The organism is Pseudooceanicola nitratireducens (assembly GCF_900109195.1).
In the GTDB taxonomy this organism is placed as follows: domain Bacteria; phylum Pseudomonadota; class Alphaproteobacteria; order Rhodobacterales; family Rhodobacteraceae; genus Pseudooceanicola; species Pseudooceanicola nitratireducens.
The window spans coordinates 595,099-615,324 of the sequence record NZ_FNZG01000003.1 but is presented as its reverse complement, the minus strand read 5'-3'; the positions used below and the strand labels follow the sequence as shown (position 1 = coordinate 615,324).

General features: G+C 65.5%; 18 protein-coding genes. 10 read left to right on the top strand and 8 right to left on the bottom strand.

Going from position 1 to position 20,226, the window contains the following annotated elements; all coding sequences use genetic code 11:
• Positions 1 to 102 precede the first annotated feature (102 nt).
• The 5 genes from BMX99_RS13575 to BMX99_RS13555 all read left to right on the top strand — a co-directional run bounded on the left by BMX99_RS13575 (position 103) and on the right by BMX99_RS13555 (position 5,927).
• On the top strand, positions 103 to 2,721 hold the full coding sequence (locus BMX99_RS13575; RefSeq protein ID WP_093452766.1) for a putative PEP-binding protein: 2,619 nt from the start codon (positions 103 to 105) through the stop codon (positions 2,719 to 2,721).
• A gap of 173 nt (positions 2,722 to 2,894) precedes the next feature.
• Positions 2,895 to 3,536 (top strand): cell wall hydrolase, encoded by a 642-nt coding sequence (locus BMX99_RS13570; RefSeq protein WP_244525531.1) that lies wholly within the window; start codon positions 2,895 to 2,897, stop codon positions 3,534 to 3,536.
• 113 nt (positions 3,537 to 3,649) lie between these two features.
• Positions 3,650 to 4,576 carry a dihydroneopterin aldolase gene (locus BMX99_RS13565; protein WP_093452763.1) on the top strand — a complete coding sequence of 309 codons (927 nt, stop codon included), beginning with the start codon at positions 3,650 to 3,652 and terminating at the stop codon, positions 4,574 to 4,576.
• Positions 4,573 to 5,550 (top strand): dihydropteroate synthase, encoded by a 978-nt coding sequence (gene folP / locus BMX99_RS13560; RefSeq protein ID WP_093452760.1) that lies wholly within the window; start codon positions 4,573 to 4,575, stop codon positions 5,548 to 5,550. The genes BMX99_RS13565 and folP overlap by 4 nt, the downstream gene beginning before the upstream one ends.
• 182 nt (positions 5,551 to 5,732) lie before the next feature.
• A complete protein-coding gene (locus tag BMX99_RS13555; RefSeq protein ID WP_093452757.1) occupies positions 5,733 to 5,927 on the top strand; it encodes a hypothetical protein in 195 nt (64 codons plus the stop codon).
• A gap of 40 nt (positions 5,928 to 5,967) precedes the next feature.
• Here the strand turns inward: BMX99_RS13555 and BMX99_RS13550 are convergent, their stop codons facing one another.
• Together BMX99_RS13550 and ilvC are read right to left on the bottom strand one after the other, a co-directional pair.
• Complete coding sequence (locus BMX99_RS13550) at positions 5,968 to 6,636, bottom strand: VPLPA-CTERM sorting domain-containing protein (protein WP_093490888.1); 669 nt, start codon at positions 6,634 to 6,636, stop codon at positions 5,968 to 5,970.
• Positions 6,637 to 6,850: 214 nt separating this feature from the next.
• Complete coding sequence (gene ilvC / locus BMX99_RS13545) at positions 6,851 to 7,873, bottom strand: ketol-acid reductoisomerase (protein WP_093452751.1); 1,023 nt, start codon at positions 7,871 to 7,873, stop codon at positions 6,851 to 6,853.
• A 142-nt stretch (positions 7,874 to 8,015) separates the two neighbouring features.
• Here ilvC and BMX99_RS13540 point away from each other — a divergent pair, with 142 nt between their 5' ends.
• Both BMX99_RS13540 and BMX99_RS13535 read left to right on the top strand, forming a co-directional pair.
• A complete protein-coding gene (locus BMX99_RS13540; protein WP_093452748.1) occupies positions 8,016 to 8,471 on the top strand; it encodes an Lrp/AsnC family transcriptional regulator in 456 nt (151 codons plus the stop codon).
• Positions 8,468 to 8,932: an Lrp/AsnC family transcriptional regulator gene (locus BMX99_RS13535; RefSeq protein WP_093452745.1), complete on the top strand. Its 465-nt coding sequence runs from the start codon at positions 8,468 to 8,470 to the stop codon at positions 8,930 to 8,932. Before BMX99_RS13540 ends, BMX99_RS13535 begins: the two co-directional genes overlap by 4 nt.
• A 443-nt stretch (positions 8,933 to 9,375) precedes the next feature.
• Here the strand turns inward: BMX99_RS13535 and BMX99_RS13530 are convergent, their stop codons facing one another.
• Complete coding sequence (locus BMX99_RS13530; RefSeq protein ID WP_093452742.1) at positions 9,376 to 10,575, bottom strand: UbiH/UbiF family hydroxylase; 1,200 nt, start codon at positions 10,573 to 10,575, stop codon at positions 9,376 to 9,378.
• Positions 10,576 to 11,045: 470 nt separating this feature from the next.
• Positions 11,046 to 11,702, bottom strand: a complete 657-nt coding sequence (locus BMX99_RS13525; protein ID WP_093452739.1) for a pyrimidine 5'-nucleotidase — start codon at positions 11,700 to 11,702, stop codon at positions 11,046 to 11,048.
• Between the two features lie 142 nt (positions 11,703 to 11,844).
• Between BMX99_RS13525 and BMX99_RS13520 the strand changes: the two genes are divergently transcribed.
• On the top strand, positions 11,845 to 12,480 hold the full coding sequence (locus tag BMX99_RS13520; RefSeq protein WP_093452736.1) for a GntR family transcriptional regulator: 636 nt from the start codon (positions 11,845 to 11,847) through the stop codon (positions 12,478 to 12,480).
• A 22-nt stretch (positions 12,481 to 12,502) separates the two neighbouring features.
• Here the strand turns inward: BMX99_RS13520 and BMX99_RS13515 are convergent, their stop codons facing one another.
• On the bottom strand, positions 12,503 to 14,752 hold the full coding sequence (locus tag BMX99_RS13515; protein WP_170848720.1) for a glycosyltransferase family 2 protein: 2,250 nt from the start codon (positions 14,750 to 14,752) through the stop codon (positions 12,503 to 12,505).
• Between the two features lie 291 nt (positions 14,753 to 15,043).
• A complete protein-coding gene (gene carA, locus BMX99_RS13510; protein WP_093452730.1) occupies positions 15,044 to 16,201 on the bottom strand; it encodes a glutamine-hydrolyzing carbamoyl-phosphate synthase small subunit in 1,158 nt (385 codons plus the stop codon).
• A gap of 238 nt (positions 16,202 to 16,439) precedes the next feature.
• Here carA and BMX99_RS13505 point away from each other — a divergent pair, with 238 nt between their 5' ends.
• Positions 16,440 to 16,898 (top strand): GatB/YqeY domain-containing protein, encoded by a 459-nt coding sequence (locus tag BMX99_RS13505; protein WP_093453335.1) that lies wholly within the window; start codon positions 16,440 to 16,442, stop codon positions 16,896 to 16,898.
• A gap of 204 nt (positions 16,899 to 17,102) precedes the next feature.
• Here the strand turns inward: BMX99_RS13505 and BMX99_RS13500 are convergent, their stop codons facing one another.
• Positions 17,103 to 18,590: a flavin-containing monooxygenase gene (locus tag BMX99_RS13500; protein WP_093452727.1), complete on the bottom strand. Its 1,488-nt coding sequence runs from the start codon at positions 18,588 to 18,590 to the stop codon at positions 17,103 to 17,105.
• A 12-nt stretch (positions 18,591 to 18,602) separates the two neighbouring features.
• Positions 18,603 to 19,040 carry a cupin domain-containing protein gene (locus tag BMX99_RS13495; RefSeq protein WP_093452724.1) on the bottom strand — a complete coding sequence of 146 codons (438 nt, stop codon included), beginning with the start codon at positions 19,038 to 19,040 and terminating at the stop codon, positions 18,603 to 18,605.
• A gap of 178 nt (positions 19,041 to 19,218) precedes the next feature.
• Between BMX99_RS13495 and BMX99_RS13490 the strand changes: the two genes are divergently transcribed.
• Positions 19,219 to 20,205, top strand: a complete 987-nt coding sequence (locus BMX99_RS13490) for an AraC family transcriptional regulator (protein WP_093452721.1) — start codon at positions 19,219 to 19,221, stop codon at positions 20,203 to 20,205.
• The last annotated feature ends 21 nt before the right edge of the window (positions 20,206 to 20,226 follow it).

Below are 20,226 nucleotides of genomic sequence, written 5' to 3'. Positions count from 1 at the left end.
TTTGGCCCCCTTTCTTTTTGGCGCGGGTCAGGAGCAGATCGGACGGCTGCCCCGGGTGACCATGCGTTTCAACGCGCAGGGCCGGGGCTTTTTCCTTGCCCCATGGGCCAAGCGGCGTATTCTGCAGCGATCAGAAGGATTGCCGCAGTGCAGCACGACATAAATCGCCCCAAGTCCCGGTCCGACGCCAATTCCCGCCCCGAGCTGATCACGCCCACGGCCCCGATCGCCGTGGCCAGCCATGGCGGGCGGGCCAAGTGCCTTCAGCGCCTTGTGCGCATGGATCTTCCGGTGCCGCGCACCGTGGCGCTGTCGTTTGATACGGTGCATGGCATTGCCTCGGGGCAGATGCCCGACATGACCGCCCTGTTGGAGCCCTTCGGGCCGCAGCCGCTGCTGTGCGTGCGCCCCTCGTCTGAGGATCCCGATTGGGGCGGGCCGGGCGCGGTGCTGAACGTCGGCATGAACGATGCGCTGTTCGTCGATCTGTGTGATCGGATCGGCCAGGATGCGGCGACGGCGATCTATATCCGCTTTGTGCAGGGCTATTCGATCAACGTGGCCCGACTGGATCCCGACATGTTCGACGGCCTGATCCTTGAGGGGCGCGAAGGGCTGCACCAGGTGTTGTCGGCCTATGAAGAAGAGACCGAAGAAGCCTTTCCCCAGGATCCCGCCGTTCAGCTGGCAGGTGTGCTGCGGTCCATGTCGCGTGCCTGGGAAGGCACCACCGCCCGCCTGCTGCGCCAGGCCAAGGGCGCGCCGGCGGATGCGGGGCTGGGGCTGATCGTCCAGGAAATGGCTTATGGTCTGGGCAAGGGCGAATGCGGGTCGGGCGTGATCCAGCTGGTCAGCTCGTCCACCGGGCGGCCCAAGATCACCGGCCGCTATCTAAGCCAAAGCCAGGGCCGCGATGCGCTGCGCAAGGACGGCGGTTCGATCTATCTGGCGCGCGACCCCCGGGGCCCGTCGCTTGAGGATCTGGCCCCCGAGGCTTTTGCGGAACTGATTGATTACACGCGGCAAATGCGCATTCGGCTGCGCGAAGAGATGCAGACCGAATTCACCATCGAAAACGGTCAGGTGCATGTGCTGGACGGCGTGCGCATCCGGCGCACCCCCCGCGCCGCCGTGCGGATCGCCGTGGCGCTGGCCAATGACGGGGTCATCCCCCCGGCCGAGGCGATCCTGAGGGTCGAGCCGCGCGCCGTGACCGAGATGCTGCACCGCCAGGTCGATCCCGAAGCCCGGACCGAGGTGATCACCCGGGGCATTGCCGCCTCTCCCGGGGCGGCGGCGGGGAAGATCGTGTTCTCCTCGGCTGCGGCGCAGACGGCTGCGTCCCGCGATGAAAGCTGCATCCTGATCCGGCGCGAAACCACGCCCGAGGATATTCGTGGCATGCATGCCTCGGTCGCGGTGCTGACCGAAAGGGGCGGGATCACCAGCCATGCGGCGGTGATCGCGCGGGGCATCGGCCTGCCTTGCGTCGTCGGGGCCTCGGACCTGCGGGTGAACCTCAAGCGCAAGACGGTGACCATGGCCGACGGCCGGGTGCTGAAAGAGGGCGACGAGATCACCGTGGATGGCACGAACGGATCGGTCATTCTGGGATCGGCCCCATTGCACGAAGCAGCGCTGGACGAGGCCTTTCAACAGCTGATGGCCTGGGCCGACCAGTTCCGCGACATAGGCGTGCGGGCCAATGCCGATACCCCCGCGGATGCTGAAATTGCACGACGTTTCGACGCGCAGGGCATCGGACTTTGCCGGACGGAACATATGTTCTTTGATCCCGGCCGCCTGACCGTGATGCGCGAGATGATCTTTGCCGCGCAGGCCGATGACCGGAAGGCCGCGCTGGAACAGCTGCTGCCGATGCAGCGCGCCGACTTTGTCGAATTGTTCCGCATCATGCAGGGCAAGCCGGTGTGCATCCGTCTGCTTGACCCGCCACTGCACGAATTCCTGCCCACGGACCGCGACGGCATCCGGTCCCTGGCCGAGGCGCTGGACCGTCCGCTGTCGGACGTGACCCGCCGGATCGAGGAAATGGCCGAACACAATCCGATGCTGGGTCTGCGCGGCGTGCGCCTGGGCATCACCATGCCCGAGATCTACGACATGCAGGCCCGCGCCATCTTTGAGGCGGTGCTCGAGGCGAGCCGCGACGGTGCGCAGGTCGTGCCCGAGATCATGATCCCGCTGGTATCCGCCAAGCGCGAGGTCGAGCTGGTGAAAACCCGGGTCGAGGCGATGGCGGCGCTGGTCCGCTCGGCCTCGGGGCAGAGCTTCGATTTCCGGCTGGGCGTCATGGTCGAAACCCCGCGCGCGGCCCTGCGCGCCGGTGAGATCGCGCCACATACCGCGTTTCTGTCGTTCGGTACGAACGACCTGACGCAGATGACCTATGGCCTGTCGCGCGATGACGCGGGGCGGTTCATGAAGACCTATGTGCAGCAGGGGGTTTACCCCGAAGATCCCTTCCACATCCTCGATTCCGACGGAGTGGGAGAGCTGTTGCAGATCGGTGCCAACCGGGGCCGCGAGGCGCGAAAGGATCTTGTGCTTTCCATCTGTGGCGAACACGGCGGCAACCCCGAATCAATCGCCTTCTGTCGGCAGGCCGGGTTCGATTATGTCAGCTGTTCACCCTACCGGGTTCCGGTCGCTCGGCTGGCTGCCGCTCAATTGGCGGTGAAAGAGGCCATTCGCCCTTAAGTGTAAATCGCAGATAAATCAAAAGCCTGCTGCGGGGTCGTGCCGGATTGCCCGTTCTGCGTCCATTTCGCGCGGGTGCCGCAGGGTAGACCGCAGCGATTTTTTCGGTTAGGCGGACCCCCGGATCAAGGATTTAGGGGCGACGGTTCACCGGAACCGTGTTGATGATTGTCATGCGTGGATTGATTTTTGGGCTCGCACTGATGTGCGCCGGGGCCGCTTGGGCCGAAGGAACTGTCGGAGACATCGCCACAGCAGAGCGTTCGGGCCTGAACGCCGTGGGCTCGGACAAGCTGGCGTCGCTTCTCGATATCGACGCGCTGCGCGACACCCGTCCCAAGGCCCGCAAGAACCCCAAGATCGAATACTCCCGCGCCTTTCTGGCGAAACAGTCCAAGCCGGCGCTTGGCGCACAGGCCGCCTGCCTTGCCGAGGCGCTGTATTTCGAAGCCCGCGGTGAAAGCATCAAGGGTCAGTTCGCCGTGGCCGAGGTCATCCTGAACCGCGTCGACAGCCCGTCGTTCCCGAATTCCATCTGTGGCGTCGTGAACCAGGGCACCGGGCGCAAGTACGCCTGCCAGTTCACCTATACCTGCGATGGCCACCCCGAGGTGATTTCCGAAAAGGGGGCCTATGCCACGGTGTCCAAGATCGCGGCGATCATGACCAAGGGCGCGGCCCGTCCGCTGACAGATGGCGCAACCTACTACCACACAAGGGCCGTGGCCCCGTCGTGGTCGCGCAAGTTCGCCCGCACCGCCAGCATCGGCGTGCACCACTTCTACCGCCGTCACACCCGGCTGTCGTCGAACTGATCCCGCGATTTCCCCGCTGAACGCGCCGTTTTTGACCCGTTTTGTGACGGGTCGGGCTTTGCCATTCCGGCCGCAAGATTGTACCCCTTCGCCAACGTGAATGGGGGCGCAACGTGAGCGACAGCATTTCTCAGGCCTTCGGCCATCCGATCGAACGCGCCGAGGCCCTGGCCGGCGCAGAACCGCGCGACCGGATTTCGCTGCGCGACTATGTCACCCAGGTCGACATCGGGGCCTTCCAGACCGAACGCGGCCACCGTCAGCGCCTGCGTTTCAACGTCGTGGTCGAGGTCCAGCCCCTCGCCGATCCGCTGAACGATGACGTGGACCGGATCCTGTCCTATGACGTGGTGACCGAGGCGATCGAGGGCGAACTGGCCTCGGAACGGCTGAACCTATTGGAAACGCTGGCCGAACGGGTGGCGTCGCATATCCTGGCGGAACCCCAGGCCGAACGCGTCTTCGTACGGATCGAAAAGCTGGATCGCGGCCCCGGTGCGCTTGGGGTCGAGATCATGCGCAGCCGTGCCGACGCCCAGCCCCTGGCCGAGGAAGAGGGCGATCTGGCCGACCACGCGCCGCGCATCTTCTTTCTGACCAATTGCGACATCGCCTCGGATCAGCTGGGCGCGGTGCTGGACCGGATCGAGGCAACCGGAGAGCCCGCTATCCTGTGCTGCGGCCCGTCCGACCTGGCGGTGCCCGCAACCGGATCGGCCATGGTGCAGCGCCGGATCGACCTGCTGGCGATCGAACAGAATGCCTGGGTCCTGGCGGCGCGGGATTCCCGCTGCGTGGTGGTCAACAGCCGCACGGAACTGGACTGGGCGATGAAGCACGGCCAGATTTCCGTCTGGGCCCCGTCGAAAATGGTGCTGGACGCGGTGGACGGCCCGAAACTGGGCGCGGATCCGCAGGATTTGGCGCTGTGGCTGGCGGAAAGCCTGGGCGCGGCGCAGCTGATCCTGCCGCCGGGCCGGGGCGATGCGGGGTCGGGCGTGGTGCCGGTGGACCGCGTGGCCTTTGGCGACGCCGCATGAGCCGCCTGCGTCCGCTGCCGCTGATCGGGGCCTCGGGCGGGCTGGCGCTGGCCGGGCAGGGGCATGTGCGCTTTACCCATGTGGCGCAGGGCGACCGGGTGGTCGACGTCGCGGCGCTGGATCCAGCCGCGCGTGACCGTCTGGCAGGTCCGCGCGCCGATGTGGCCGGCGTGGCAATGGACCGTCCGCGCATCATGGGCATCCTGAACATCACGCCGGACAGTTTTTCCGACGGCGGGGCCTATAATTCGGTCAAGGCCGCCGTCGCGCGGGCCAGGGCCATGGTGGGCGACGCCGACATCCTTGATATCGGGGGGGAATCCACCCGTCCCGGGGCCGACGACGTCGAAATCGAAGAAGAGATCCGCCGCACCGCCCCGGTGATCCGCGCCCTGCGGGACGAAGGCGTGACCCTTCCGATCAGCATCGACACCCGCAAGGCCGCGGTGGCCCATGCCGCGATTGAGGCCGGGGCGGATATCGTCAACGATGTCTCGGCCTTTGCCTATGATCCCGAACTGGCGGATCTGGTGGCCGAAACAGGCGTGCCGGTCTGCCTGATGCATGCCAAGGGCACGCCGAAATCCATGCAGGACAACCCCAGCTATGGCGATGTGGTGGCCGAGGTCATCGACGCGCTTGAGGACCGGATCGGTTTCGCCTTGTCGCGCGGGGTCGCGCGCGGGCAGATCATCACCGATCCAGGCATCGGCTTTGGCAAGACGGGGGTGCACAACCTGATCCTGCTGCGGCATCTGGCGGTGCTGCATGACTTGGGGCTGCCGGTCTTGCTGGGGGCGTCGCGCAAACGGTTCATCGGCACGATCGGCGGGGCGGATGAGGCCTCGGCCCGGATGCCGGGGTCGCTATCTGTTGCGCTTTACGGGGCCGGGCAGGGCGCGCAGATCCTGCGTGTGCACGACGTGGCCGAGACCGCGCAGGCGCTGCGGCTGTGGCTGGCGATGGCGGGCTGAGGGGGCGTAGCCTCGTCTTGGTGCGAATTCGCGCTATTTGGTGAATTATTCACCTTTCGGTGCAAGAATTCCGGACCAAGTGCATGTGAATTGCATCTTCGCGCCGCGCGCACTGGTCAGGATTTGCGAACCGTCGCAGGATCAAGCTCTGGGAGGACACGCCTGAAACAGGAGGCCCTTCCATGTGCCTGACGACTCAAGCCCTGATGCTGTTCATGAACCTGCTGCCACCCGAAATCGTCGAGCTGGGCGACGACCGGATCATCGTCCGGGCCGAAACCCGCGATGCCATTTGGGTGGCCAAGGGTGATGAGTGGTGCACGAACGCGCCCAAGCTGGATCGCGCGATCCGTTTCAAGCAGGGCGAACCAGCCTGACGTGAAAAGGCCCGGGGTTCCCGGGCCTTTGTCGTTTGGATCAGCTTTTGCGGCGACGCAGCCAGCCAAGGGCCGCGAAGACACCGGCCATCAGCGGCAGACCGGCGGGTAGGGGCACTGCGGCTGCCGGGCTGTATTCGGTGAAGACGCGGACATAATCGCCGGGCGTGCTGGCACGCAGATCCACCATCAGACGCTTGGAGTTCGTCGGATCGATCCAAACGCTGTCCTGGCCGGACTCAAGTCCGCGCAGCGAGGGGTTCAGATAGTCCACGTCCGAGCGGGCAAGCCAATCCGATGCGAACAGCTGTGCGGTCAGGGTCGCGATGCCGAAGATGTCGCTGTCGAAATCCACATAGCCGACCAAATCTTGGGTCGGGCCGGGATCGAAGAACACATAGTGGCTGGCCACGAAACCACCGGCCAGCGGGCTGGAGCCGATGTTCACGGCGACATCCGCGGTCAGGGAAATGTTCTGGCCTTCGTCAAAACCAAAGAGGTGCGGCAGCTGGAAGGTGTTGTTCCCGACATCATTCGTGCCGTAGTCGGTGCCGCCGGTATCTTCGAAATTCCCGGCTGAATTGATGTCCAATTTATAGAATGTTGCGCCGGTCGGACCGGACGTGACGCCGCCTCCGACGATGGTGGCCGAGGCCGGAGCGGCCAAGAGCAGGCCTGCAAATGCAAGGGAAATGGACGTGCGAATCATGAAAACCTCCTGATTCTGAACGACAAAATACACAGGGGCCAAAATTTCCGCACCCCTGAGCAACGTTAGCAAAAACTTAACGTTCGGTCACTTTTCCATCTGAAAACGTCACCTTCTACCCGGCGGCAATTGGGCGGAAGAGCACAAAAAAGGGGAGAGCATCTCTGCTCTCCCCCAATTCTGTCCCCGAGGGGGAAGACCGATCCCGAAGGGATCAGTTCTTTTCCTTGTCGACCATCTTGCCGGCGGAAATCCAGGGCATCATCTCGCGCAGTTTTGCGCCGACCTGCTCGATCTGGTGTTCGTCGTTCAGGCGGCGGGTGCCCTTGAAGAACGGCTGGCCAACGGTGTTTTCCTGCATGAAGTCACGCACGAACTTGCCGGTCTGGATGTCGGTCAGGACAGCCTTCATGCGCGCCTTCGTCTCGTCGTAGGGCAGGACGCGCGGGCCGGACACGTATTCGCCGTACTCGGCCGTGTTCGAGATTGAGTAGTTCATGTTCGCGATGCCGCCTTCGTAGATCAGGTCCACGATCAGCTTCACTTCGTGCAGACATTCGAAATAGGCCATCTCGGGGGCATAGCCCGCTTCGACCAGGGTTTCGAAACCGGCGCGGATCAGTTCGACCAGACCGCCACAAAGAACCGCCTGCTCGCCGAAGAGGTCGGTTTCGCATTCTTCGCGGAAGTTGGTTTCGATGATGCCCGAACGGCCGCCACCGATGGCCGAGCAATAGGACAGGCCGATTTCCAGCGCCTTGCCCGAGGCGTCGTTGTGCACGGCGACCAGGCAGGGCACGCCGCCGCCTTTGGTGTATTCGCCACGCACGGTGTGGCCGGGGCCTTTCGGGGCCATCATGATGACATCGACACCGGGCTTGGGCTCGATCAGGCCGAAGTGTACGTTCAACCCGTGGGCAAAGGCGATCGCCGCGCCTTCGCGCAGGTTGTCGTGCACGTATTTCTTGTAGGTTTCGGCCTGCAGTTCATCGGGCATGGTGAACATGATCAGGTCACACCAGGCGGCGGCTTCGGCGATGCCCATGACCTTCAGGCCTTCGGCTTCGGCTTTCTTGGCAGATGCCGAGCCTTCGCGCAGGGCGACGACCAGGTTCTTCGCGCCGCTGTCGCGCAGGTTCAGCGCATGGGCGTGCCCCTGGGAGCCGTAGCCCAGGATGGCAACTTTCTTGTCCTTGATCAGGTTGATGTCGCAATCGCGGTCGTAATACACGCGCATGATCTATTCTCCTATTGGGCCGTCATCGTGACGGGATGTCTGGCATCATACGGAGGGGATGGGGATAAGCTTTGCAAATGTTGTAAAAACTTCCACATATGTTAGAAATTCATTCTTCACTGGCAAGTAAGGCGTGATTTCCATGTTCGATGACACCGATCGGCGCATCCTTCGACAGCTGCAAGAGGATCCCACGATCTCGACCGCGCAGCTGGCGGACCGGGCCGGCGTGAATGCGGCCACCTGCTGGCGGCGGCTGGAACGTCTGCGCGAGCGCGGCGTGCTGCGGGGTGCCCGGGCGGTGATCGACTGGCAGGTGCTTGGCTTCACGGTCGAGGTGTCGCTGCGGGTCACGCTCGACAAGACGGTGCCCCGCGCCTTCGAGGATTTCGCCGCCGCCGCCCGAGAGATCCCCGAGGTCCTGGAAATCCAGACCTTCCTAGGCCAGGTGGACGTGCGCCTGGGCCTGATCGCGCGGGACCTGGCGCATTACCAGGCGCTCTACCGCGACAGCATCCTGACCCTGCCGCATATCAACGACCTCGAGGCGCTGATGCATGTGGCGCGGATCAAGACGGACGAGACGGTGCCGCTATGACCGATCCCATTGCCCTGGATGACATCGACCGCGCACTGCTGCGGCACCTGTCGCAGGACGCAGGCCTTTCGGCCTCGGCCCTGGGCAAACGGGTCGGCCTGTCGCAGCCGGCCGCCTGGCGGCGGGTGCAACGGCTGCAAGAGGCCGGCGTGTTCTCCGGCGCACGGCTGGACCTGGACCTTGCCGCGCTTGGCTTTGGCGTGACGGTCTTTCTGGGGGTCAAACTGGGCACCAAGGGGCGCGTCAGCTTGGCGGATTTCGAACGCGCCGTCAGCGCCATCCCCGAGGTGCAGACGGTGGAACACGTGCTGGGCCTGTACGATTACCGCCTTCGGGTCACGGCGCGCGACATCGCGGATTTCGAACGCGTGCTGCGCCGGCGGATCATGACGCTGCCCGGGGTGGCCAACGTCGACGCCAATGTCATGCTGAGCGAGGAACGTCTGCCGGGCCCCATCTGACCCGGTTGCGCCGGAATGGCCCCTTCAGGGGCCATCAGGGGGCGCTGCCCCCTGGCGTCAAAGCCGAGGCTTTGCCGCTGACCCCCGGGATATTTCAGAAAACCAAAGAGGGGGGGCGGCGGCCCTGGTTTGCCCGATGTTTGTCGTGCTGCAGGGGCGAAGTCCGGCATTCAGGTTTGGTTTCGCCCTCTGAGCGCGAAGACACCTGGACAAGACAGAGGAGGAAGCGGGCCAACACCAGCCGTCGGTTGCGACGCCCCGTCAGGCGGCCGTTGGCAAAAATGTCAAATGGCCATGCAAACGGCGAAGGTCGCCGCCCCCTCCTGCTTCTCTTTGGTTTTGTAAAATATCCCGGGAGGTCAGGAGGGCAGCGCCCTCCGGCACCCGCCCGCCGTAGGCGCAATGGCGTGGCTGACAGGAAGGGCGGTTGAGTTCAGAAGGCATCAGCCCCTTGCCCCAAGTCCCATCTGCATCAGCATCTTGCGCACCGGCGCGGCCCCGTAGAGCGCCGATAGGCCGGCAGCGCGCAGATCGCGCAGGGGCTGGGCCGAGATCTGAGAGGCGCGGTTCAGCGCGTCGATACCGGCGGCACGCAGGCGGACCTCTGCGTGGCGGCGGCGGTCATAGGCCTCCAGCATCGCACGGTCGCCCAGGGTGGCGGGCGCGGCCAGGGCCAGATCCCGCAGGCAGCGCAGATCGCCAAGCGACATGTTCAGGCCCTGAGCCCCGATCGGGGGCACCACGTGGGCGGCCTCGGCCAGAAGCGCGATGCGTTCGCCGGACATCCGGTCAGCCACCTGGGTGATGATCGGCCAGAGGGAACGCTCGGTCGCCAGGCTCAGCGGGCCGAACAGCCCGCAGGAGCGGGTCATCATCGCGGCCTCGAAACCCGAAACGGGCAGGCGCGAGAGGCGCAGCGCCTCGGGACCGTCTTCCATCCAGACCACGGCCGAGCAGGGCAGGCCGTCGCGGTCGGGCAGAGGCACCAGGGTGAAGGGTCCGCCCGAGCGGTGGATCTCGGTCGAGACATTGTCGTGCGGGATGGGATGGGTGACGGCAAAGGCCAGGGCTTTCTGGCCGTAGCGCGTGGTCTTCACGCCGATCCCGGCGGCCTCGCGCATCGGGGAATTGCGGCCATCGGCAGCGATGACGAGCCGGCTGCGCAGGCGGGTGCCGTCGCTGAGCGTCACCAGCGCCTCGCTTTCGCGGGTCAGCAGACTGGCGGTGCCGGTGCCGGGGCGGAAGGTGACATTGGGCATCTCGGACAGGCGCGCGACTATTTCGCGACGAAGCAGCCAGTTCGGCAGGTTCCATCCGAAGGGACCGGAGGAGATATCGGCGGCATTGAATTCCCGCACTACACGCGGCTCGGGCTCTGGCCCGCCGGCATCGACGATGCGCATGATCTGCAAGGGGGCGGCGTGGGCCGAGAGGCGATTCCAGAGGCCGATCTCGTCCAGCAGTTGCTGTGCCGGTTGCAGGAAGGCGGTGGTTCGCAGGTCGGCCCCGGCCTGATCCTGCGCGATGACGGGGGGCGTGGGATCGCAAAGCAGCACGGAAAAGCCCGCGCTGCCCATGGCGGCAGCCGCCGTCAGGCCGGCCACGCCGCCACCCGAGATGACGATGTCGTAATCGGTGCTCATGTCGGTCTGTCCTCCGGGCTCTTCGGGCGGCTGGGGGCTGGCCCCTGGGTCGATGCTTTAGATAGGCCGCAGATCAGGGAGGGGAAAGCGGCAAAGCGTCTCGGGGTGGGGCTTTGTCCGGGCGCTTGTGCGGGTGGCGGGGGCGGGATGCCTCCGGCGGGGATATTTTGGAAAACCAAAGAGGGGGCGGGGTGTGCCTTTGCCGGAGGGGGGCGTGTCGGGGCGGGGCCTTTGCCGGGGTGTTCGTGCGGGTGGCGGGCGCGGGATGCCTCCGGCAGGGATATTTGGGACAACCAAAGAGGGGGGGCTTTGCCTGACGGGGCCGGGAGGCGTGGCCTTTGTCCAGAGGCTTGTGCGGGTGGTGGGTTTGGGATGCCTCCGGCGGGGATATTTTAGAAAACCAAAGAGGGGTGGGGCGTGCGCTCGTCGAATTGGGCGCAATGCGTTCAGGGTGTGTGCCGGAGGGGCGCTCAGATCAGGTGGGTGAGGAAGGCCGAGAGGTCGTTGGTGTGGTGATGGATATGTGGCGCGGGCGCGGGGGTGTCGGCCACGTGCACCGTCTTCATGCCAAGCGCATGGGGCACGGCGAGGTTGCGGGGGTCGTCCTCGAACATGGCGGCGCGGGTGGTGTCGAAGCCGTCGGTGGCAAAGACCTGGTCAAAGGCGGCACGGTCGGGCTTGGGGTGGAAGCCCGCATGTTCGACCCCGTAGATCGCATCGAAGAGTCCCGAGAGGCCCCGCGCGGCGATCACCCGTTCCGCATAGGGGGCGGTGCCGTTGGTGTAGATGATGCGCCGGCCCGGCAGGGCGGCAATCCGCATCGCAAGGTCGGCATCCGGCAGCAAGGGCGAGAAGTCGATGTCATGGACCGTCTCGAGATAGGGGCCGGGGTCCACGTCGTGATTGCGCATCAGACCCGCCAGCGTCGTGCCATGGTCGCGCCAGTAGCGGGATCGTAGGGCGTCGGCCTCGTCCCGGGGGACGTTAAGCGTGGCCATGACCCAGTCGGTCATCCGGACCTCGATCTGATCGAACAGCCGGGCCGAGGGCGGGTAGAGCGTGTTGTCCAGGTCGAAGACCCAGGTGGTCACATGCGAAAAAGCGGCGGAGATATCGGAATTTGCCATGGTCAAAGCCTTAGGGGGGCGCGACAATGGGCGCAAGTGCCGCAGCCCCGGTCGGCGACTAGGGTGGCGCGATGCGCAGGATGAGACGCAGGAAGTGACAGGGGCTGGCCCGCGCGCCGGCCCGGAGGAGAGGACCGCCAAGATGCAGAAAGACGCCTATACGCTGATCCTCGAAGCGATCGACCACGGGACCTATCGCCCCGGCGACCGCCTTGTGGAAAGCGAGCTGGCCGAACGCTTTGGCGTGTCGCGCACCCCGATCCGCGAGGCGCTGCAGCGGCTGGAGACGCAGGGCATGCTGACGCGGGACGGGCGGTCGCTGATCGTGGCGTCGTTGGATCACAACCAGCTGGCCGAACTGTATATCGTGCGGACCGAGCTGGAGGGGCTGGCGGCGCGCCTGGCCGCGCGCCATGCCACGCCCGAAGAGGTCCGCGTGCTGCGCGACATGGTCGAGGAAGACCGCAAACTTCTGGGCGATCCCTCGGCGCTGTCGCGGGCGAACCGGCGGTTCCACAAGCAGATCCACTTGGCCTCGCACAACCGGTTCCTGGTGCAGCAGCTTGAGATGGTGCACCGGACGATGGCGCTTCTGGCGCTGACCTCGCTTGCGGCGGCCGGCCGGGACGAGGCCGCGCTGGCCGAACATGACGCCATCGTCACGGCCATCGAGGCGCGCGACGAGGATGCCGCCGACCGGATGCTGAGCGATCATATTTCGAAGGCCTTCGTGACCCGGCTGAAGCTGGATTCCGGTGAGATCGGGGCGATTGGCTAAGACGGTCGGCCTGAGTGATTGATCAACGCGGCTGATCCGGGGGATCTGGCGGTGCATCGGGCAGAGAATGGCCGTGCGGGGTCTTGTCCCAGTAATAGGGCGCAGCGATCAGTTCGATCAGCGCCTTCCACATGGCGATGCTGCCCATGGGCCAGTACAGGTGCAGCGTCGGCAGCCAGGGCCAGAGCGCGCGATGCGTGGCGCGGCGCGTGGCGATGGCCCCCAGCAGGATGGTCAGCACCTCAAACCCCAGCAGGGCAAGGGCCAGGCGGCGCATGGCCGGCGCGGTGTCCATGTGCAGAAGCGGCAGATCCACCCCGAAGACCACCAGCCACAGCAGCCAGAGCATCGGGGCCAGGGTGAAATGCAGGATCGCCGTCAGGAAATGCGCCTGAAACCCCACGAATTGCCACGGCCCGAGGTCACGCAGCAAGGCCAGGGGGCGGCGCATATGCACCATATAGGTCATCAGATAGCCCTTCAGCCAGCGTGAGCGTTGGCGCATCCATTGCACGGGGCGGGCGCTGGCCTCTTCTCGGGTGGTGGTGTCGATGACCTCGGTCCGATAGCCGAAGCGGGCCAGGCGCATGCCAAGGTCGGCGTCTTCGGTCACGTTATGGGCGTCCCAGGCCCCGACCTGTTCCAGCGCCGCGCGGCGGAAAAAGATCGTGGTGCCGCCCAGGGGCACGGGAAACCCCAGCTTGGCCATGCCGGGCATGATCAGCCGGAACCAGGTGTTGTATTCGATGGCAAAGCAGCGGGTGATCCAGTTTTCATAGGTATTGTAGTAATCCAGCGCCCCCTGAAGACAGGCCACGCGGGGGGGCGCGGCGGCAAAGCGGGCAACGACCTTGCGGATCTGGTCGGGGTCTGGCGCGTCTTCCGCATCGTAGACGCCGATGATCTCGCCCAGTGCAAAATCCAGGGCGTAGTTCATGGCGCGGGGCTTGGTGCGGGGGCGGCCTTCGGGGACGGTGACGGTGCGGACCCAGGGGGGCAGGCGGGCCGAGCGGATGGCGCTGGCGGTCAGGTCGTCGCTTTCTTCGAGCACCAGCAGGATGTCGAGCCGGTCGCCGGGATAGTCGAGCCTTTCCAGACGTTTGAGAAGGGCCGAGGCGATCCGCGTCTCGCGATAGAGCGGCACCAGGATCGAGACCATCGGCGGGTCCTCGGGCAGGGGCGGTGCGGTCTGGTCGTCGGGGCGGGTCAGGTGGCGCAGCGCGGCCGAGACCTTGAGCAGCGAGGCCACGGCAACAGCCCCGATGGCAAGGCTGGTCAACAGATCCGGCAGGTTCAACGGGCCAGCAACCCAGAGCGCAAGAAGGCAGGAGAGGAGCACGGCGATCATGCCGCCCAGGGCGCGGCCGGGATGGGTGCGGGCCGAGAGGGCGGCGGCGGTGCGTGTGGCCATGCGCTGCGTCAGGGGGGCGCGGTGCGGTTCGGCCAATGCCCGCTGGATGGCGTCGCGGCTGGCCACCACGGGTCTGGCCTGAAGGCCGGGCGGCAGGCCAAGGGGGAAAAGTGCGGAAAGGGCGCGAGGGAAATCCTCGGGCGCGGCGGTGGCGATCCAGATTGTGCCGTCCCTGTCGCGCCAGGGCAGGCATTGGTGCTGCAGGCACAGCGCCGGGTCATGGGCCAAGGCAAGCGCGGGGTCCGGCGGGGTCAGGGCCAGGTCGATGCGCTGGCAGCCACAGGTGCGGGCGAGCAGGTCGAGCATCCGCGCCTCGCTGAGGTCACCTTGAGCGTAGGCGCGGCGCAGATCCCTTGCCTGGGCTTGCAGTGCAGCGGGTGGCAGGGCCCCGGGGCGCGTCGGGATCGGAGTGACGGCGGGCGGATCGGGAAGGCGTAGGCTGTGTGGTGGCGAGGGGCGCGCGCGCGGGGCGGGCACAAACAGCGATTGGGCGTCGGCGAAGCCGGGGGTTTTGGTTTTGTCGCTGGAATTGGTGGCGCGGTCGGGATGCGTCGGAGTGGTGTCGGAGAAGGTATTATCTGTGGCGGCGGAGTGACCGGCGTTCATCCCAGGCCCGATGTCGCGGTTCGACGTGCCGTAGGGCAAAGTACCGCTGGTGAAACTGGCCTGGCTGTCCGGACCTGTCGGGCCAACAGGGTGATCCGCGCGGGGCGGAGCCTTGGCCTCCGGAACGGGGGCGTCCCAGGACTTGGTGCGATCGTCGGAAAGGGGCGTGCGTGCCGGGTTCGGCCAATGGGCAAAGGGTTCCGAAACAGGGGGCTGAGGCGCAGGACCGGGGGCCTGCGCAGTGTCAGACGACACGCCACCGACAGGCCCGCCATTGCCATCGGATGGCCCTGATTGTGGTCGTACCTGTCTGCGCAGGTCTTTGGTCGACATGAAACCGCCCCCGAGAATGCTCTGACCCGAGGATTGAGCGGGGGCGGTTAATATTGCCTGAAGATCTGGTTAACGGCCGATGGAAATCCGATGGAAAATCGCCAGAAAGCTGCCGGAAAACCCGTGCAAAACCTGGCGAAAAGGCAGCGGCACAAACGTCACGGGGCCCACGTGGGGCCCCGGTCGTAAAGTGTCCGCTTAGCCGCGATCAGGTCAGCTGCGCGCGTCCATCGAGGCCGCGAAACGCTCGAACAGGTAGAAGCTGTCCTGCGGGCCGGGGCTGGCCTCGGGGTGGTGCTGGACGGAAAAGACCGGGCGGTCCTTCATGCGGATGCCGCAGTTCGATCCGTCGAACAGCGAGACATGGGTTTCCATCACGCCCTCGGGCAGGGACTGGCTGTCCACGGCGAAGCCATGGTTCATCGAGGTGATCTCGACCTTGCCGGTCTCGTGGTCCTTCACCGGGTGGTTCGCGCCGTGGTGGCCGTGGTTCATCTTGACGGTCTTTGCGCCAAGCGCCAGCGCCAGCATCTGGTGGCCCAGGCAGATGCCGAAGATCGGCAGGTCGGATTTCTCCATCACGCCCTGGATCATCGGCACGGCATAGGCACCGGTGGCCGCCGGGTCGCCGGGGCCGTTCGACAGGAAGACGCCGTCGGGGTTGTGGGCCAGCACCTCGTCCGCGGTGGCCGAGGCGGGCAGGACGGTGACGTCACAGCCGGCCGAGGCCAGGCAGCGCAGGATGTTGCGCTTGGCACCGTAGTCGATGGCAACGACCTTGTGCTTGGGTTCTTTCACGGTGCCGAAGCCCTCGGGCCAGGCCCATCTGGTTTCGTTCCAGCGATAGGACTGGGCGCAGGTGACGTCCTTGGCCAGGTCCAGGCCGACAAGGCCGGGGAATTCGCGCGCCTTGGCGACCAGCGCCTCGATGTCGAAGTTACCTTCGGGATCATGGGCCAGCGCGGCATGGGGCGCACCCTGGGCGCGGATGGCGCGGGTCAGCCGGCGGGTGTCGATGCCGCCGATGGCGATGCGGCCGCGCGCGGCCAGCCAGTCGGACAGTTCCGACGCAGCACGCCAGTTCGACGATTCGGTCGGGTTCCAGCGGACCACCATGCCGTTGGCGACGGGGTCTGCGGTTTCGTCATCTTCCGGCGTGATGCCGGTGTTGCCGATATGCGGGAAGGTAAAGGTCACGATCTGCCCCGCATAGGAGGGGTCGGTCATGATTTCCTGGTAACCGGTCATGGCAGTGTTGAAGCAGAGTTCGGCCACCGTTTCGCCGGTGGCCCCAAAGCCCTTGCCCATGAAGATGGTGCCATTGGCCAGGGCCAGGCAGGCGGTCGGTTTCGCTTGGTACGTGTGGGGCATTTTGCGGCCTCTGTCGGGTGGCAAATTGGCCACTACGTAAGGGTGCGACGAAGGAGGGTCAAGGCCGTTCCGGCAGGGTTTTGCCTGCCATTCGGACAGGGGTGCCGCCAGTCTGCCTATACGGGTGCATAGGTTCGGGGCATGGCTGGCCAGATGCCGGGTGCCGTCGCGGCGCAACGGTTGTGTCCGCGGCGCGGCGGGGATAGGGTCCGGCCTCTGAACCATGTGGGATGAATGGATGCAACTTCGAGACCAGATCACCGGCGCGCTCAAGCAGGCGATGAAGGATCGTGATGCCGACCGGCTTAGCACGCTGCGGTTGATCAATGCCGCCATCAAGGACCGCGACATCGCGGCCCGGGGCGATGGCCGTGAGGATGGCGTGGACGAGGCCGAAGTGCTGGCGATCCTCGGCAAGATGGTCAAGCAGCGCCAGGAAAGCGCGCGCGCCTATGAAGAGGGCGGCCGCATCGACCTGGCCGAACAGGAACGCCACGAGATCGGCTATATCGAGGCCTTTCTGCCCCGCCAGCTGGAAGAGGAAGAGGTCGCCGCAGCGATCGACGCCGCCATCGCCGAGGTGGGCGCCGAGTCGATCCGCGACATGGGCAAGGTCATGGGCGTGCTGAAGGGCAAGTACACCGGCCAGATGGATTTCGGCGCGGCCGGTCCGATGGTGAAAGACAAGCTGGGCTGAGTGTCCGGCCCGGGATCTCGCTGGCCGAAGGGCCGGGGATCGCGGGAACAGGGGCCTGAAACAAAGGCCCGGAAACAAAGGCCCGGAAACAAAGGCCCGGAAATATAGGATTGCGCCCGGGACAGGGGCGCAATCCGTCCGGCGGGAAGACCGCCGGGATGTCGCCGGACAGACCGGCCTTCAGGAACAATCCGAAACCCCGGATCAGCCCGCCTGATACTGCGGTGCCGTGGCCAGGAACTGGCCGTAGGCCCCCGCGTCGGGATAGCTGAAGATTTCCTTCAGCGGGTTCGACCGTTTCCACCGGGTTGCGCCCATGTCCTGCATCAATTCGTCGAAATGCTGGAAATGGAACGGGGCCGAACACAGCCCGCCATAGACCTGCGCCGCCGGGCGTTCCTTGCGGCGCCAGTGCAGCATCTGCTCGATCGAGCGGTCCATCTCATCCCGGGAGGGCTGGCGTTTCAGCTGGCCATCCATGTAGCGCACCAGCCAGTTGGCGATCATCTCGGCCGAGAGGACGGTGCAGAAGGATGAGTTGAAGCCGACAAACCCCATGTCGGGCAGGTCCGGGTTCACCGACAGGCGGTAGGTGCGGTACTGGCCGTCCTCCTCGATCAGCTTGTCGCGGTAGTCCTGCGCCAGATAGGGCACGCCCAGCTTCCAGCCGACCGCAAGGATCGACAGGTCGCAGGGGATCGTGTCGCCCGTGGTCAGGGTGACGCGGCCCGGCTCATAATGGTCGATCGACCCGATGACCGGCTTGATCGTCCCGGCATTCAGCGCCTCGAACAGGCCCGGGGTGACGATGGGCAGGGAACAGGAGGCCTCTTTCTCGATCGGGGCGTCGGGGACCATGTTATGTTTCTTCAGACCCAGCTGAAGCTTCAACAGCGTCTCAAGCCCGCGGAAATTGGCCCAGACCAGCGGCTTGGTGATCGCGGCCAGCGCCTTTTTCAGCGGACCGCGGCCCCAGCCGTTGAACTGCATCTCCTGCGCCCGCATGTAGAGCAGCCGCTTGAAGTTGATGCCGCCGACGAAATAGGGCACCCGCCAGACGTTTTCGCGATAGACCAGATGCACCGATTTCGCGCCGTTCTTCGCGGCATTCACCGCGATGTCGGTGCCGGACTTGGACGCCCCCAGAACCACCACGTGCTTGCCCTTGCACATCGCCGGATCGGTGTAATCCGAGGAATGCAGGACCGTGCCGCCGGCCTCTGTGAATGCCTCCTGACCCGGATGGGTGAGGATGTTCTTTTCCGAGAACTGGCCGGTGCAGATCGCGACAAAGTCGAAATCCTCGGACCATTCGTTGTCACCTGACCGCAGACGCAGGGTCCAGCCCGGCTGACCATCGGTGCGGCGGTCCATCGACAGCACGTCGGTGTTCAGCTTGAACAGGCGCGCCAGCCGGTGTTTCGCGGCGTATGAATGCAGATAGGCATGCACCTGCGGACCCTTGGGCCATTCGGGATAGTCCTTGGGCATCGGCAGATCGGTATAGCAATACAGATCCTTGGGCGATTGCGTCTGCACATCGGGGTAGGATCGGGACAATTCCCAGACGCCGCCGAAGTCGTGGCTGCGTTCGAACCCGCAGACGCGGTGTCCCTTTTCGTCAAAGGCCTTGGCAGCGGCGAGGCCCGAAACCCCGCCGCCGATCACGGCCACCTTCTTGCGATTGACCATGAAACGTCCCCCTTATTCCGCCGGCGGCGGCAGGAAGTCGACTTCGTGCGCGGCCGAGATGCGCACCAGCTCTTCTGGGTCGGTGACGCCATCAAGCTGACCGAACAGATCGAACAGCTTGCGCGAGGGCGCGACACCGAAGACGCAGGTCGCCTCGGCCCCCGACACGTTCGAGATCCCATGCGCAATGCCCATGGGCATCTTGACCGTGTCGCCGGGGCCGGCCTTGACCACCTTGTCGCCAAAGGCGACTTCAAGGTTGCCGGTCAGCATGACGATCCATTCGTCCTGCGTGGGGTGGATATGCGGCGGCACGCCGGTGCCATCGGGGATGATGGCATGCCAGATCATGGCGTTTTCGCTGTGCAGCTTGGGGGTATAGGTATGGCCTACGACATTCCACTGCTTGCCTTCGACGGATCCGTCGGCGGGGGTGACTCCTGGTTCCATTTCGCGTTTCCTTCCTGTTGGGGTGGCCCTTTGGCGGGCCTGTTGGTGCGGGCCTGTGCGGGCCCGTCCCCCAAACTCTGCCCGAGTTTCCGGCCAGCGCTTATCCAGATTGCGAATCCGAATGGGCCGGGGGTGCTTCAAGCTTGAAATAAATGTGACACTCGCCCAGACTTTGAACATGGCTCAGGCGATGCACCTTGCTTTGGACGGCTTGCTGGCAGGATTTCCCATCCTGCGGACCGAAGACCTGTCCGAAGCGCGCGAGGTCGTGGGCCGTGCCTTCTGCGATCACCGGCTGGACATCCGGCAGGGCACGCGGCTGGCGGTGCAGCACGATCACATCGGCGGGGCCGAGCTGTCGTTGAACGCGCTTGGCTACGGGGCCGAGGTCGCGATCGACCCCGGACGGCTTGAAGATTTCTATCTGTTGCAGTTCCCGCTGCGTGGGCAGGCACGGATCACGCATCGCGGTGAGGTGGTCGAGGCTGGCGCGCAGGTAGCGACGATCCTGAACCCGGACCGCGAAACCACGATGATCTGGGGGCAGGGCTGCCGCAAGCTGTTGTTGCAGGTGAACAAGGGGCTGCTGGACCGGGCGGCGGAAAGCCTGATCGGCGCGCCGCTTCCCGGGGCCGTGCGCTTTGATCCGCGCGTGGATCTAACCCGCGCCGGCGGGCAGCGGCTGTTTGGTCGCGTCGTGGCCGCTGCACGGGCCGCGGGTGACGGGGACCTGTGGTCCGGTGATCCGGGGTTGAACGAGGCCTGGGCCGAGCTTCAACTCGCCTCGGTCCTGCTGGAGAGCCAGCCAAGCAACGTCAGTCACATGCTGTGGCGGGCGACACGCGCCCCGCAGTCGCGCCAGATGCGCCGTGCGCTGGAATACCTGCATGAAAACATCGCCGATCCCCTGCGGGTCGAGGATATCGCAAAGGCCGCCGGGCTGAACGTCCGGTCGCTGCAACTGGGGTTCAAGTCGGCCTTTGGCGTGTCGCCCATGCGTTACCTGCGCGACGTGCGGCTGGACATGGCGCGTTACATGCTGGCGCGCCGGCTGAACCGCGCCTCGGTGACCGAGGTCGCCTATTCCGTCGGCTTTTCCCATCTGGGCCGGTTTTCGCGCGACTATCGCGACCGCTTCGGGGAAAGCCCCTCGGTCGTGCAATAAGCCGCCGGGCAAGCTGCTGAA

Excerpts from the sequence above, each read along its gene's own strand:
- BMX99_RS13575 (WP_093452766.1), top strand. The coding sequence starts at position 103 with ATGGGCCAAGCGGCGTATTCTGCAGCGATCAGAAGGATTGCCGCAGTG.
- BMX99_RS13570 (WP_244525531.1), top strand. The coding sequence starts at position 2,895 with ATGCGTGGATTGATTTTTGGGCTCGCACTGATGTGCGCCGGGGCCGCT.
- folP (WP_093452760.1), top strand. The coding sequence starts at position 4,573 with ATGAGCCGCCTGCGTCCGCTGCCGCTGATCGGGGCCTCGGGCGGGCTG.
- BMX99_RS13555 (WP_093452757.1), top strand. The coding sequence starts at position 5,733 with ATGTGCCTGACGACTCAAGCCCTGATGCTGTTCATGAACCTGCTGCCA.
- BMX99_RS13550 (WP_093490888.1), bottom strand. The coding sequence starts at position 6,636 with ATGATTCGCACGTCCATTTCCCTTGCATTTGCAGGCCTGCTCTTGGCC.
- ilvC (WP_093452751.1), bottom strand. The coding sequence starts at position 7,873 with ATGCGCGTGTATTACGACCGCGATTGCGACATCAACCTGATCAAGGAC.
- BMX99_RS13540 (WP_093452748.1), top strand. The coding sequence starts at position 8,016 with ATGTTCGATGACACCGATCGGCGCATCCTTCGACAGCTGCAAGAGGAT.
- BMX99_RS13535 (WP_093452745.1), top strand. The coding sequence starts at position 8,468 with ATGACCGATCCCATTGCCCTGGATGACATCGACCGCGCACTGCTGCGG.
- BMX99_RS13530 (WP_093452742.1), bottom strand. The coding sequence starts at position 10,575 with ATGAGCACCGATTACGACATCGTCATCTCGGGTGGCGGCGTGGCCGGC.
- BMX99_RS13525 (WP_093452739.1), bottom strand. The coding sequence starts at position 11,702 with ATGGCAAATTCCGATATCTCCGCCGCTTTTTCGCATGTGACCACCTGG.
- BMX99_RS13520 (WP_093452736.1), top strand. The coding sequence starts at position 11,845 with ATGCAGAAAGACGCCTATACGCTGATCCTCGAAGCGATCGACCACGGG.
- carA (WP_093452730.1), bottom strand. The coding sequence starts at position 16,201 with ATGCCCCACACGTACCAAGCGAAACCGACCGCCTGCCTGGCCCTGGCC.
- BMX99_RS13505 (WP_093453335.1), top strand. The coding sequence starts at position 16,440 with ATGCAACTTCGAGACCAGATCACCGGCGCGCTCAAGCAGGCGATGAAG.
- BMX99_RS13500 (WP_093452727.1), bottom strand. The coding sequence starts at position 18,590 with ATGGTCAATCGCAAGAAGGTGGCCGTGATCGGCGGCGGGGTTTCGGGC.
- BMX99_RS13495 (WP_093452724.1), bottom strand. The coding sequence starts at position 19,040 with ATGGAACCAGGAGTCACCCCCGCCGACGGATCCGTCGAAGGCAAGCAG.
- BMX99_RS13490 (WP_093452721.1), top strand. The coding sequence starts at position 19,219 with ATGGCTCAGGCGATGCACCTTGCTTTGGACGGCTTGCTGGCAGGATTT.